Annotated in this window: 12 protein-coding genes; 3 read left to right on the top strand and 9 right to left on the bottom strand. The window is 65.3% G+C overall.

Annotated features, from left to right (window positions below; translation table 11 throughout):
* Positions 1-73 precede the first annotated feature (73 nt).
* Positions 74-847, bottom strand: coding sequence for a ferredoxin--NADP reductase (locus ACVIGA_RS33345; RefSeq protein WP_456669339.1), 774 nt, complete (start codon positions 845-847; stop codon positions 74-76).
* Positions 848-1,015: 168 nt separating this feature from the next.
* On the opposite strand from ACVIGA_RS33345, the gene ACVIGA_RS33340 reads away from it, so the two are divergent.
* The 3 genes from ACVIGA_RS33340 to ACVIGA_RS33330 all read left to right on the top strand — a co-directional run bounded on the left by ACVIGA_RS33340 (position 1,016) and on the right by ACVIGA_RS33330 (position 4,549).
* Entirely contained in the window at positions 1,016-2,212 is a 1,197-nt protein-coding gene (locus tag ACVIGA_RS33340; RefSeq protein ID WP_456669338.1) for an amidohydrolase family protein, read from the top strand.
* 271 nt (positions 2,213-2,483) lie between these two features.
* Positions 2,484-3,884, top strand: coding sequence for a selenium-binding protein SBP56-related protein (locus ACVIGA_RS33335; RefSeq protein ID WP_456669337.1), 1,401 nt, complete (start codon positions 2,484-2,486; stop codon positions 3,882-3,884).
* A gap of 2 nt (positions 3,885-3,886) precedes the next feature.
* Positions 3,887-4,549: a hypothetical protein gene (locus ACVIGA_RS33330; protein WP_456669336.1), complete on the top strand. Its 663-nt coding sequence runs from the start codon at positions 3,887-3,889 to the stop codon at positions 4,547-4,549.
* Positions 4,550-4,742: 193 nt separating this feature from the next.
* On the opposite strand, the gene ACVIGA_RS33325 is transcribed toward ACVIGA_RS33330, so the two are convergent.
* The 8 genes from ACVIGA_RS33325 to ACVIGA_RS33290 form a co-directional block, all read right to left on the bottom strand.
* Complete coding sequence (locus ACVIGA_RS33325; protein WP_223968158.1) at positions 4,743-5,198, bottom strand: MarR family winged helix-turn-helix transcriptional regulator; 456 nt, start codon at positions 5,196-5,198, stop codon at positions 4,743-4,745.
* Between the two features lie 14 nt (positions 5,199-5,212).
* Positions 5,213-5,917, bottom strand: coding sequence for an ABC transporter ATP-binding protein (locus ACVIGA_RS33320; RefSeq protein WP_375779680.1), 705 nt, complete (start codon positions 5,915-5,917; stop codon positions 5,213-5,215).
* Positions 5,914-6,705 carry an ABC transporter ATP-binding protein gene (locus tag ACVIGA_RS33315; RefSeq protein ID WP_456669335.1) on the bottom strand — a complete coding sequence of 264 codons (792 nt, stop codon included), beginning with the start codon at positions 6,703-6,705 and terminating at the stop codon, positions 5,914-5,916. Before ACVIGA_RS33315 ends, ACVIGA_RS33320 begins: the two co-directional genes overlap by 4 nt.
* Entirely contained in the window at positions 6,702-8,591 is a 1,890-nt protein-coding gene (locus tag ACVIGA_RS33310; RefSeq protein ID WP_456669334.1) for an ABC transporter permease, read from the bottom strand. The genes ACVIGA_RS33315 and ACVIGA_RS33310 overlap by 4 nt, the downstream gene beginning before the upstream one ends.
* A 183-nt stretch (positions 8,592-8,774) precedes the next feature.
* Positions 8,775-9,989 carry an ABC transporter substrate-binding protein gene (locus tag ACVIGA_RS33305; RefSeq protein WP_456669333.1) on the bottom strand — a complete coding sequence of 405 codons (1,215 nt, stop codon included), beginning with the start codon at positions 9,987-9,989 and terminating at the stop codon, positions 8,775-8,777.
* Positions 9,990-10,017: 28 nt separating this feature from the next.
* Positions 10,018-10,602, bottom strand: coding sequence for an amino acid synthesis family protein (locus ACVIGA_RS33300; RefSeq protein WP_029078203.1), 585 nt, complete (start codon positions 10,600-10,602; stop codon positions 10,018-10,020).
* A gap of 16 nt (positions 10,603-10,618) precedes the next feature.
* The gene (locus ACVIGA_RS33295; RefSeq protein ID WP_456669332.1) at positions 10,619-11,527 is read right to left on the bottom strand and encodes a UPF0280 family protein; all 909 of its coding nucleotides are present in this window, start codon (positions 11,525-11,527) and stop codon (positions 10,619-10,621) included.
* On the bottom strand, positions 11,524-12,972 hold the full coding sequence (locus ACVIGA_RS33290; protein WP_456669331.1) for a 6-hydroxynicotinate reductase: 1,449 nt from the start codon (positions 12,970-12,972) through the stop codon (positions 11,524-11,526). Before ACVIGA_RS33290 ends, ACVIGA_RS33295 begins: the two co-directional genes overlap by 4 nt.
* Positions 12,973-13,062: the final 90 nt, after the last annotated feature.

Below are 13,062 nucleotides of genomic sequence, written 5' to 3'. Positions count from 1 at the left end.
GCGAGCGGAGCGAAGCAATCCATTGCTCCCGACTGTACCGGAAGATGGATTGCTTCCGCCCTCGCTGCGAAGATCAGCGTTCGGCGAACGCTTTCTCCACCACGAACTGCGCGGGCTCGCCGTGATTGCCCTCGACGAAGCCGCGGCCGCCGAGCAGCGTGCGGGTGTCGGCGACCAGCGCCGGCAAACCGCAGATCATGACGCGGTCATGCGCGGCATCGAGCGCCGGCAGGCCGATGTCGGCGAACAGCTTGCCCGAGGTGATGAGGTCGGTGATGCGGCCGCGGTTGTGGAACGGATCGCGCGTCACGGTCGGATAGTAGATCAGCTGATCGCGCACGAGATCGCCGATCAGCTCGTCCTGCGGCAGCTTCTCGGTGATCATCTCGCCATAGGCGAGCTCCCTGACGCGGCGGCAGCCATGCAGCAGCACGACCTTCTCGAAGCGGTCATAGGTCTCGGGATCCTTGATCACGCTGAGGAACGGCGCAAGCCCCGTGCCGGTGCCGATCAGATAGAGGTTGCGGCCATCCTCGAGGTTGTCGATGACCAGCGTGCCGGTCGCTTTGCGGCTGACGATGATCTCGTCGCCTTCCTTGAGGTGCTGCAAGCGCGAGGTCAGCGGGCCGTCCGGAACCTTGATCGAGAAGAATTCGAGCGTGTCCTCGTAATTCGCGCTGGCGACGCTGTAGGCCCGCAGCAGCGGCTTCTCGCCGACCTTGAGCCCGATCATGGTGAACTCGCCGTTGCGGAAACGGAACGACGGATTGCGCGTGGTTTTGAAGGAGAACAGCGTGTCGGTCCAGTGATGAACGCTGAGGACGCTTTCCTGGTTGAAATTGCTCATCGCACCAATCCCTGATTTGTGCTGCGGCGGAAAGGGACTTGAACCCCGTTGACCGGCCGGATCGTTTGTATACGATCATTCGTATACAAACGAATAATCCGACTTGATCGAAAAGTCAAGCCGGGCTCAAATTCCCGGGCAATTTCGGAACGAAAAAGGAAAACACCCATGGCTCACGACGCGCCCCAGGCCACCGGCCCCAGCAAGCTGGTGATCCGCAATATCGGGATATTGCTGTCGGGAGCGCTGGAAAGGCCGATCCTGGACGCCGATACCATCGTCGCCGAGAACGGCAAGATCACCGCGATCGGCCGCTTCAAGGACGTCGACACCGAAGGCGCCACCACGATCGTCGATGCCATGGGAACGACGGTCGCGCCCGGCCTGATCGACAGCCACGTCCATCCCGTCGCCGGCGACTGGACGCCGCGGCAGAACCAGACCAGCTGGATCGACAGCTATCTGCATGGCGGCGTCACCACCATGATCTCCGCCGGCGAGGTGCATATGCCCGGCCGGCCGCGCGACGTGGTCGGGGTGAAGGCGATGGCGATCTTCGCGCAGCGCGCGTTCTGGACGCTGCGGCCGGGCGGCGTGAAGGTGCATGCCGGCGCGCCCGTGATCGAATGCGAGATGGTCGAGGACGACTTCAAGGAGATGGCCGCCGCCGGCGTCAAGCTACTCGGCGAAGTCGGGCTAGGTGGCGTGAAGGACGGGCCGACGGCGCGGAAAATGGTCGGCTGGGCGCGCAAATACGGCATTCAAAGCACGATCCACACCGGCGGACCTTCGATTCCCGGTTCCGGCCTGATCGACAAGGACGTCGTTCTGGAAGCCGACACCGATGTGGTCGGCCACATCAACGGCGGCCACACCGCGCTGCCCGACGATCAGATCCGCTGCATCTGCGAGGGCTGCAAACGTGGCCTCGAGCTCGTGCACAACGGCAATGAGCGTTCGGCGCTGTTCACGCTGCGCACCGCGCGCGAGATGGGCGATTTGCATCGCGTCATCCTCGGCACCGACGCGCCGGCCGGCTCCGGCGTGCAGCCGCTCGGCATCCTGCGCATGGTCTCGCTGTTGTCCTCGCTCGGCGAGCTGCCGGCCGAGCTGGCATTCTGCCTTGCGACCGGCAACACCGCGCGGATGCGCGAGCTCGATTGCGGCCTGATCGAGGTCGGCCGCTCCGCCGATTTCGTCATCATGGACATGGCGCAGCATTCGCCGGGCAAGAACCTTCTGCACAGCGTGCAGCTCGGCGATCTCCCGGGCATCGGCATGACCATCATCGACGGCATCGTCCGCACCCAGCGCAGCCGCAACACGCCGCCCGCCGGCAAGGTGCCGGAGATCGTGGCGAAATAATCGCGATAGTGACCCGTCACCCCCTCGCAACGGCTTTGCCGCTCTGCGGGGGTGACGGTGAAAGATGGTCCGTAGGGAACAGTAAAGCGCCGCGCGCCTTTGCCGCGCCGCCCCCGTAACCGAACCTTGTTTCCACCCGTCATCATTGAGGTGTATCGTGCCGCCACGCGAACCTAGCCGACGGCGCTCGCAAGAGCCACGCGACGATTAAGTTCCTGCCGCATGCCGCCGCGCCGTGTTGGTTCACACCAGGCAAACAGGAGGCAGCACGATGACGATGAGGCCAGATCCCACGTTTCACGCGTCGCCGAAGCTTGCGATGGAAGCTCCGGCGGAGAACTTCGCCTACACGGTGCTGCTCAGCCCGGACTTTTCCAAGCCCGACGCGCTCGCCGTGATCGACGTCAAGCCGGGCTCGCCGACCTACAGCAAGATCGTCCACACCGTGACGATGCCCAACAAGGGCGACGAGTTTCACCATTTCGGCTGGAACGCGTGCTCGTCGGCGCTCTCCCCACTCGCGGGACATGCCTTCATCGAGCGCCGCTATCTCGTCGTTCCCGGCATGCGGTCGTCGCGGATCTACATCATCGACACCAAGCCGGATCCGACGCAGGCCAGGATCCACAAGATCATCGAGCCCGAGGAGGTGTTCAGGAAGACCGGTTATTCGCGGCCGCATACCATCCACTGCGGACCGGACGGCATCTACGTCTCCACGCTGGGCGGCGGCGGCAAGGACGGCACCGATGGACCGCCCGGCGTCTTCATCATGGATTGCGAGACCTTCGAGGTCCTCGGACGCTGGGAGATCGATCGCGGTCCGCAGACCAAGCATTATGACTTCTGGTGGAACCTGCCGCGCGACTACATGGTGAGCAGCGAATGGGCGCTGCCGCCGCAATTCGAGAACGGCATCGTGCCGGAGGACCTGCTCTCGAACAAATACGGCCATCGCCTCCACTTCTGGGATCTGCGGGCGCGACGCAATGTGCAGACCATCGATCTCGGCGCCAACCATCAGATGGCGCTGGAAGTGCGGCCCGCGCACGATCCGGTTCGCGAATACGGCTTCGTCGGCGTCGTGGTCGATACCACGAACCTGGAAGGTTCGATCTGGACCTGGTGGCGCGAGGGCGGCAAGTTTCACATCGAGAAGACGGCGACGATTCCGCCCGAGCCCGCGCCGAAGGAGCAGCTGCCACCGCTGCTGCAGGGTTTCGGCGCGGTGCCGCCGCTGGTGACCGACATCGACCTGTCGATGGACGACAAATTCCTTTACGTCTCCTGCTGGGCCACCGGCGAGATGCGCCAATACGATGTCAGCGATCCGCGCAAACCAAAACTCGCCGGATCGGTGCGCATCGGCGGCATCGTCAGCCGCACGCCGCATCCCAACGGACAGGCATTTGCCGGCGGTCCGCAGATGGTCGAGATCAGCCGCGACGGCAAGCGGGTCTACTGGACCAATTCGCTCTACTCGACCTGGGACGACCAGTTCTATCCGCAAGGCATTCCCGGCGCCGAGGTGATGGCGAATGCAAGCCCGGGCGGCGGGCTTGAACTGGCGAAGGACTATTGGGTCAGCCTCCCCGACGGGTATCGCGCGCACCAGATCCGGCTCGACGGCGGTGACTGCTCTACGGATTCGTTCTGCTATCCTTCGGCCTGAATGTGAGTACAGCCGACTGGACACCGGCCTGGCTGTGGCTGGCGGTGATTGCGAGCGGCCTCTACCACGGGATCAACCCGGGCATGGGCTGGCCGCTCGCGGTTTCGGCCGGCTTGATGCAGAGGAGTTCGCGCGCGCTGCTAGCCGCGCTCGGCCCGCTCGCAATCGGTCACCTGCTGGCGATGCTGCTCGTGATCCTTCCCTTCGCGCTGCTGATCACCCTCGTCGAATGGCAGCGTACGATCCGGATCGGCGCCAGCCTGCTTGTGATCGCCTTCGGCATCTATCGGCTGATCGACCGCCGCCATCCGCGGGCCCTGGCGCGGATCCCGCCGACGCAACTCGCTTTGTGGTCCTTCGCGGTGGCGATCGCCCACGGCGCCGCGCTGATGCTGGTGCCGATCTATCTCGGACTATGCCGCACGGCTGAGCCGGACCAAGACCACGCGGCTGCCAACTCCCTGATCGACAGCAGCCTGACCATGGCCGTGCTGGTCGCGATCGTCCATGCCGGCGCGATGATCGCCGCCGGCGGATGCCTGGCGTGGCTGGTCTACCGCTATCTCGGCCTCAAATTCGTGGCCCGGAGCTGGTTCAACCTGGACACCGTTTGGGCCGTCAGCCTGGTGCTGGTCGGCGCCGTCGCGCTTGGCCTTGCGACATAATCCGGATGCGACACGGTGGCACTTTCTTCATCCTCCCCTGGAGGGGGAGGATCGGTTCGCATGAAATGCGAACCGAGGTGGGGTGACAGTCTCACCATTAGAACAGTGCCCGTGTGGAGAGACCGCCCCACCCCGGCTCTCATCTCGCTATGCTCGATGTGATCCGACCCTCCCCCTCCAGGGGAGGGTAAGGTCACCGCAACCTGCCGAGCAGCGCCATCAGGGTCTCCCGCTCCTTGGCGTCGAGCGGCGCCAGCGTCTCCCGGGAGATCACCAGCGCATTCGGCGCGGCCTTGTCGGCCATCTGTTGGCCGGCGCGCGTGAGGCTCACCATCAGCCGGCGGCCGTCGTCGGGATCGGGCGAGGTCTCGGTCAAGCCGCGCGCGGTGAGGCGATCGATCACGCCCTTGATGGTCGCAACGTCCATCGAGGTCAGCCGCCCGAGCTGGTTCTGCGAGCATGCCCCGACCTCGGACAGCTTCGACAGCGCCGCCCATTGCGTCGGCGTCAGGTTGATGCCGATCTCGCGGGAAAAGATCACGGCGTGACGCTGCGACACCTGGCGCAGGATGAAGCCGATCTGGTCATCGAGCACGTAACCGGGCTTGGCCGCCTTGACGCTTCGCTTCTGTGCAGCGCTCCTCGCCATGTCCACCCCGTCCTTTACAGCGACAGATGCGCGTCGCGGATATCCGGGCGCGCATCGAGTTCCGCCATGGTGCCGCCAAAACAGATCCGGCCGCGTTCGATAATGTAGGCGCGATCCGAGATCAGCCGGGCGAAATGCAGATTCTGCTCGGAGACGACGATGCTGACGCCCTCTTTCTTCATCGCCAGGATCGCATCGACCATCTGTTCGACGATCTTCGGCGACAGCCCTTCCGACGGCTCGTCGAGCAGCACCAGCGACGGATTGCCCATCAGCGTGCGCGCGATCGTCAGCATCTGCTGTTCGCCGCCGCTCATGCGCCCGCCGGGCCGGCCGCGCATCTCCCCAAGATTGGGGAACAGCTTGAACAGTTTTTCGCGATCCCATTGCGGCGCATTGGGCCGCCTGGGCTGGCGGCCGACCTCGAGATTTTCTTCGACCGTCAGATCCGTGAAGATGCGCCGTTCCTCCGGCACATAGCCGAGCCCGCCGCGCACGATCGCATGCGTCGGCAGCTCCGAGACGTCCCTGCCCTCGAACATGACGCGGCCGGAGCGGTTTTCGACCAGGCCGACGATGGAGCGGAATGTGGTCGACTTGCCGGCGCCGTTACGGCCGAGCAATGCCACCACTTCGCCCTCGCCGACCTCGAGCGCGATGTCGAACAGGATATGCGCCGGGCCGTAGAAGCTGTTGAGGTCCTTCACCGTGAGCTTCATGCCGATGCCCCCTCGCGGTGCCGGGCGTCATAGAGCAGGCCTTCGCCGAGATAGATCGCCCGCACCTGGGCGTTTCCGCGCACCTCCTCGGGCGAACCCTCGGCGATCAGCGTGCCGCGGTTCAGCACCAGGATACGGTCGGCGTGCTCGAACACCACGTCCATGTCGTGTTCGGTGAAGAGAACGCCGATCGACTGTTCGCGCGCGATCCGCGCCGTCAAGCGCATCAGTTCGACGCGCTCGCGCGGCGCCATGCCGGCGGTCGGCTCGTCCATCAAAAGCAACTTCGGCTGGTTGGCGAGCGCGATCGCAAGCTCCAGCCGTTTGACGTCGCCGTAGGCGAGCTCGCCGCAGGGGCGTTCTGCATAGGCGCCCATGCCGACCAGGTCGAGCAGTCGCCCGGCCTCGTCGCGTGCCTGCCGCGCGGTCGAGGCCCACAGGTTGAACAATTGTCCGCCATGCGAGACCAGCGCGACCTGCACGTTCTCGCGTACCGTCATGGTCGGAAATGTCGCCGCGATCTGGAAGGTGCGGCCGACCCCCATGCGCCAGATCACACGTGGCTTCTTGCCGGTGGTCTCCGCGCCCAGCACGCGGATGCGGCCGCTATCGGGAATGTTCTGGCCGTTCAGCATGTCGAAGCAGGTGCTCTTGCCTGCGCCGTTCGGTCCGATCAGCGCCAGGATCTCGCCGGCGCGCAGTTCGAACGAGACGCCGCGCACAGCGTGCACGCCGCCATAGGATTTGGTCAGCCCCTCGACCGACAGCAATGTGGGAACCATGCTCATTCGGCAGTCTCGATGCGGGAGGTGAGCAACGTCGACGACGACGATCCGGATTTGCGCCGACGGTGCAGGAACGCTTCCAGCGTGCCGACGATGCCCTTCGGGAAGGCGACCACAATCAGCACGACGAAGCCGCCGAGCACGAGTTTTGAGAGATCGGTCTGGCTGACCAGCCAGATGTTGAGCGCCTTGTAGACGATCGCGCCGACCACGGCGCCCGACACCGTCTCGACGCCGCCGAGCAGCACCATCACCAGCGCGTCGACCGACAGCGAGATGCCCATATTGTCGGGGAAGACGCTGCCCTTGAGGTAGGCGAACAGCGCGCCCGCTAGGCCGGCGACCGTGCCCGCGATCACGAAGGCGGTCCACTGGATCCGCTTGCCGTTGATGCCGACCGCTTCGCTGCGCAACGGCGAATCTCGCGTGGCGCGCAGCGCAAAGCCGAACGGCGAGAACACGATGATGCGCAGGATCACGACCGCGAGGGCGGCGATACCGAGTGACAGCCAGTAGAAATGCGACGGACTCGCCGCCCATTTTTCCGGCCAGACGCCGAGAATGCCGTTGTCGCCGCCGGTGACCGACACCCACTGGAATGCAATCGACCACACAATCTGGGCAAAGGCCAGCGTCAGCATCGCGAAATAGACGCCCGAGAGCTGCACCGCAAAGAAGCCGAACACGGCGGCGCCCATGAGCCCGAGCAGCGGGCCGAGCAGCAGGCACGCGATCATCGGCAAGCCCGCCATCTTGGCGAGCAGCGCGACGCCATAGGCGCCGAGGCCGAAATAGGCGGCATGGCCGAACGAGGCGAGCCCGCCGACCGACATCAGGAAGTGGAGGCTGACCGCGAAGATCACGAAGATCGCAATCTCCGAGCCGACGGTGAGCACGTAATTGCCGGCAACGAACGGCAGCGCGGCGGCGACCACGAGCGCGGCGATCGCGGCGAGCCGTTCATTCATCGTCAGCGGCCGCCACGGATTGACCGTCAGGCCCGGCGTGCGCCGCGCCGGCGCCTCGGGTTTACCGAACAGTCCCCACGGCCGGACGATCAGCACCACCGCCATCACCAGGAACACCAGGATGATGGAGATCTTCGGGAAGATCAGGATGCCGAAGGCGTTGAGCTCCGACACCAGCACCGCCGCGACGAAGGCGCCGATGATGCTGCCGAGACCGCCGATCACAACCACGACGAAGACCTCGACGATGACGCGCAGATCCATCGCGTGGTTGACCGCATCGCGCGGGATCTGCAGCGCGCCGCCGAGCGCAGCGAGGAAGACACCGAGCGCGAACACGCTGGTGAACAGCCATTTCTGATTGACGCCGAGCGCTGCGACCATGTCGCGGTCCTGCGTCGCCGCCCGCACCAGCACGCCCCAGCGGGTGCGCTGGAACAACAGCCAGAGCACACCGAGCACGACCGGCCCGAGCACGATCAGGAACAGATCGTAGCTCGGAATATTCTGGCCGAAGAAATCGATCGCGCCCTTGAAGCCCGGCGCACGGCGGCCGACCAAGTCGTCCGGGCCCCAGATCAGCACCACGAGGTCCTCGACCATCAGCGTGAGACCGAAGGTGGCGAGCAACTGGAACAGCTCGGGCGAATGGTAGATCCGGCGCAGCAGGACCATCTCGACCAGCACGCCGATCGCGGCAACGGCCAGCGCCGCGGTGACGATGCCGCCCCAGAAACCGAATGCGCCCGAGAAGCGCTCGGTCAGCGTGAAGGCGACGTAGGCGCCGAGCATGTAGAACGCGCCATGCGCGAAATTCACGATCCGCGTCACGCCGAAGATGATCGACAGACCCGAAGCGACCAGGAACAGCGACGCCGCGCTGGCAAGACCGGTCAGGAACTGGACGACATAGAAGGCCATGGGCGGTCCGCGTTGGAGATCACAAGCGTCACTTTCCTTCACCTCGCCCCGCTTGCGGGGAGAGGTCGAAACTCAAGCGGAGCTTGAGTTTCGGGTGAGGGGGACTCCCCACGCGCTCGCTCGCGGTGGCAGCCCCTCACCCCGACCCTCTCCCCGCAAGAGCGGGGCGAGAGAGAAGAGAAATCAATCCTTCGGCCGCAGCTTCTCGATTTCGGCATCGCTGGGCAGATAGTCCGAGCCCTTGCGATAGGCGGTATCGACCATGATGCCCTTGCCGTCCTTCAGCGCGGTCTTGCCGGTGAAGGCACCTAACGTCGACTGGTGATCGATCTTGCGGAAGGTGATCTCGCCGAACGGCGACGGCATCGAGATGCCTTCCGCCGCCGCGATCAGCTTCTCCGGATCGTTCGAGCCGGCTTTCGCGAGGATCGCTGCCGCCGCCTTGATGGTCTGGTAGCCGACGATCGAGCCGAGCCGCGGATAGTCGTTGTACTTGGCCTGGTAGGCCTTCAGAAACGCGTCGTGCTCCGGCGTCTTGATCGAATACCAGGGATAGCCGGTGACGATCCAGCCCTCCGGCGTCTCGTCCTTCAGAGGATCGAGATATTCCGGTTCGCCGGTCAGGAAGCTCACCACCGTGCGGCCCTTGAACAGGCCGCGGGTGTTGCCTTCGCGCACGAGCTTGACGAGGTCGGCACCGAAGGTGACGTTGAGGATCGCTTCCGGGTTCGCCGCGGCAACCGCCTGTATCACCGGGCCGGCGTCGATCTTGCCCTGCGGCGGCCACTGCTCGTCGACCCACTGGATGTCGGGCCGCTTCTCAGACATCAGCTTCTTGAACACCGCGACCGCCGACTGGCCGTATTCATAGTTCGGTGCGATCGTCGCCCAGCGCTTTGCGGGCAGCTTCGCGGCCTCCTCCACCAGCATCGCCGCCTGCATGTAGTTGGAGGGACGCAGGCGGAACGTATAGCGGTTGCCCTTCGACCAGGTGATGGCGTCGGTCAAAGGCTCGGCCGCCAGGAAAAACACCTTCTTCTGGTTGGCGAAATCGCTGACTGCGAGGCCGATGTTGGAAAGGAACGTGCCGGTGAGCATCGCGACGTTCTCGCTCGACACCAGCTCGTTGGCCGCGGTCTGCGCATCCGCGGGCTTGCCGCCGTCATCCTTGGAAATGACGACGAGCTTCTTGCCGTTGATGCCGCCGGCCGCGTTGATCTCCTCCACCGCGAGCTGCCAGCCCTTACGATAGGGCTCGGTGAACGCCGGCAGCAAGGAGTAGGAGTTGATCTCGCCGATCTTGATTTCGCTCTGCGCCAACGCCTGTGTCGTCATGGCGCTCGTTGCCATGGTCGCGACCGCGATCGCCAATCCCGCCCCTACAAAATAACCACGCATCCCGTCCTCCAGTTTTTCTTCAAAGAGATTATCGCAATCCGTCTTCGCCTTTGACCTCGTCGACCGTCAGCCCGCCGACGCGCGGCAGCGGCCGTCCGCTGTCGGTCACCGCAACCGCGACCATGATCTCGTTGGCCCGCGGCGCGTCGTTGATCTGCACCTCCATGCCGTCGAAATGGCTGCGCACGAAGGCAGCGTCCTTGTGCCCGAGTGGAATATCCAGCGTCGTGCCGGGACCCGAGCGCTTCTTCGACGACGGGATGAGCGCCGCACCCTTGGAGAGCACCTTGCGCACCGGCGCGCCCATCTTCGGATGCAGGATCGCCGCCGCGTGCTCGAGCTCGCCATTTTCGCCGACGGCGGCGGCCTTGCCATAGCTGTGCGCCTTGGCGCCGTCGATGCCGAGCGCGGCGACCGCCCGCTTCGAAAGCAATTCGCCGAGTTCCTCGCCGATCGCGATCAACGGCGACAGATCCTCGACATAGCGGCCGGCAAAGGGATTTTCGATCACCGCGATCGCGGCAGCACGCCGGGTCGGCGGCGCGATGGTCTTGCCCATCTCCAGATGGGTCTCCTCGACCACGGTGACGATCTTGCGAATGACGGCGCTCATCTTGGCTCGCTCCCGGTCATGCCTGCAGCATGTGTTCTATCGTTCGTCCCTGAAACGTGTGCGACGCCGGCGTCCCGTTGCCAGTTGCACCGACAAGCCGCGTTTCGCCCAGTAGACGCAATGCCGCGCCCTCGATCAATCCCGACGTCAGGAGGTGGCGCGCCAGCGCCGCTCCCGCCTCGAGCGCCTGCTCGGTCTCATGTTCCGCCAGCGGCCCGACATCGCGGGTCACCAGCCGTGCGCCGAGGTCGCTGTCGGGTTGCAACTCGCTCGCCGGAACGCGCAGGATCGCAGGATGATTGGGCAGATCGACCGCATTGGCAATCACGGTCGCGGCCGCATCGGCCTGCGACGCCGTCCGCGCCAGCACGGTCACGGCATCGGCAATGCCGAGCGAGAAGCTGCGGCCATGGCGGCCGCTGGTGGCGATGCCGCGGGCCGGCATGTCGGTATCTATGGCCACGGCGCGCATCACACCAAGGCGGTCGGGCCTATCCATCAGGCCGACGGTGAACTGCTCGCCATCGCCGAGATGCAACGCGATATCGCCGCCATTGTTGACATAGGCGCGGTCAAGCACCGCTGCTCTCAGCATCGCGCCGAGAATTTCCTCGGCGACCGAGCCTGCGACCGCCGCCATCGGCGTAATGAAGCGATCGGCAGCAAACGGCGCGACCGCCGCATGCATACGCCGCGCGACCACGCCCTTCAGCACGCAGTGCTGCGGATCGGCCGCGCTCCGCAGCAAGGCGAGTTCGCCGCAGAGCTCGTCAAGCAAGCCAGTGAAGCGTTCCGCCGCCGCCTGATAGGCGGCGCTGACGTCCCGGTCCGCGCCCTTGGCCTCGACAATGAGATCAATGGGGCCGTCCTGCAAATGCAGCCGCTTGCCGTCAGGAAGAAGCGCGATTTGCGGGAGCCGCCTCATGCGCGCCGCCCTGGAAGATGAGGCATCGGCCGGACTTCGGCGCTGTCCCGCAGCGACGACAGCGGCCGGACAAAATCCATATGGCCGCCGAGCGCCGCATAATCCGACAGCCGCATCGTGAACTCGATTGGCGCCACCAGGGCCGGCGTCGGCACGTAGCCGAAGGCGCCGGCCGGCATCTGCGTGACATCGACCATGAAGGTGATGCCGCCGCCCGGCCAGACATAGACCGGCGCGCCGCCGCTGGTCACCCGCGTCAGCGCGTCCTTCACCGAGCGGGTCAGCCGCACCGGATTGTCAGTGACGCCGGCGCGCAGCGACCCGCCCGCGCCGCCCATGAACAGCACGGTGCACAGCGCCGGCTCGCAATTCTCCTGGATGCGCTCGACCGAGAATTTCAGGTCCGCCGGCATCTCGGTCTCGATCGGCCTCAGCGCCTCGTCGAGCACGTAATAGGACGCATGCTCCCCGGTGGTCGAGACCATCAGCATGGTGAGCCCGGGCCGCGCTTCCTTGGCATTGAAGGGGCCGAGGATCGACAGCGGATCGGAGATGTTGGTGCCGCCCCATCCGGTGCCGGGATCAGCGACCTGGAAGTAGCGGCCCGGCGTCGAGCGGCGCCCCTTCATCTTGATGCCGGTGTCGGCGATGTCGAGCAGCTTGCCGGCCTGGTGCTCGCTGAGCACCCCGGTGATGTGGTCGTCGACCACCACGACCTCATCGACCTTGCCGTGCCACTGCTTGGCGAACATGCCGATGGTCGCCGAGCCACAGCCGACCCGCATCCGCTCTTCCGCCATGCCGTTGACGATCGGCGGCTTGCCCGCCTGCACCGCCACGGTCGCGCCGCCATCGATGGTCAGCTCCACCGCCTTGCAGTTGGACAGATCCATCAGCGTGTCGCAGGTGACGCGGCCTTCCTTCTTGGAGCCGCCGGTCAGATGATGCACGCCGCCGAGCGAGAGCATCTGCGAGCCGTATTCGCTGGTCGTGACATGGCCGACCGCTTCGCCCTCGGCACGGACGATCGCGGTCTCCGGCCCGAGATAGCGGTCGGTGTCGATCTTCAGCTTGACGCCGCAATAGGAGAAAATGCCCTCGGTCACCACGGTGACCATGTCGACGCCGTCGACTTCCGACGACACGATGAAGGGCGCCGGCTTGTAGTCCGGATAGGTGGTTCCGGCGCCGATCGCGGTGACGAACAGTTCGGGATGACGGACGATCTTGCCGTCCCAGTCGCCGCTGGCCTGGAACGGCACCAGCTTGCCGCCATGCGAGACCGTGCGCTCCAGCACGACATGCGGATCGACGCGCACCAGCGTGCCGTCGTGATTGGCATAGCGGTCGCACGCGCCGGCCGCGCCCGGCTTGATGTAGCACATCACCGGACAGGCATCGCAGCGGATCTTGTCGCCGGCGGCGACCGTCATTGTGTCAGCCATCGTGACCAAGCCTGGACTTGTGGTGGCGGTCGATCATACTGCGCTTCCGCCTCCCCGCCTATATCGTTCGTGTACGAATGATCCTGCGCG

The organism is Bradyrhizobium sp. USDA 3240, from assembly GCF_054063295.1.
The sequence above is the reverse complement of the archived record's forward strand: the minus strand, read 5'-3'. Positions and strand labels throughout refer to the sequence as shown.

Excerpts from the sequence above, each read along its gene's own strand:
- ACVIGA_RS33300 (WP_029078203.1), bottom strand. The coding sequence starts at position 10,602 with ATGAGCGCCGTCATTCGCAAGATCGTCACCGTGGTCGAGGAGACCCAT.
- ACVIGA_RS33345 (WP_456669339.1), bottom strand. The coding sequence starts at position 847 with ATGAGCAATTTCAACCAGGAAAGCGTCCTCAGCGTTCATCACTGGACC.
- ACVIGA_RS33305 (WP_456669333.1), bottom strand. The coding sequence starts at position 9,989 with ATGCGTGGTTATTTTGTAGGGGCGGGATTGGCGATCGCGGTCGCGACC.
- ACVIGA_RS33320 (WP_375779680.1), bottom strand. The coding sequence starts at position 5,917 with ATGAAGCTCACGGTGAAGGACCTCAACAGCTTCTACGGCCCGGCGCAT.
- ACVIGA_RS33315 (WP_456669335.1), bottom strand. The coding sequence starts at position 6,705 with ATGAGCATGGTTCCCACATTGCTGTCGGTCGAGGGGCTGACCAAATCC.
- ACVIGA_RS33340 (WP_456669338.1), top strand. The coding sequence starts at position 1,016 with ATGGCTCACGACGCGCCCCAGGCCACCGGCCCCAGCAAGCTGGTGATC.
- ACVIGA_RS33310 (WP_456669334.1), bottom strand. The coding sequence starts at position 8,591 with ATGGCCTTCTATGTCGTCCAGTTCCTGACCGGTCTTGCCAGCGCGGCG.
- ACVIGA_RS33335 (WP_456669337.1), top strand. The coding sequence starts at position 2,484 with ATGACGATGAGGCCAGATCCCACGTTTCACGCGTCGCCGAAGCTTGCG.
- ACVIGA_RS33295 (WP_456669332.1), bottom strand. The coding sequence starts at position 11,527 with ATGAGGCGGCTCCCGCAAATCGCGCTTCTTCCTGACGGCAAGCGGCTG.
- ACVIGA_RS33325 (WP_223968158.1), bottom strand. The coding sequence starts at position 5,198 with ATGGCGAGGAGCGCTGCACAGAAGCGAAGCGTCAAGGCGGCCAAGCCC.
- ACVIGA_RS33290 (WP_456669331.1), bottom strand. The coding sequence starts at position 12,972 with ATGGCTGACACAATGACGGTCGCCGCCGGCGACAAGATCCGCTGCGAT.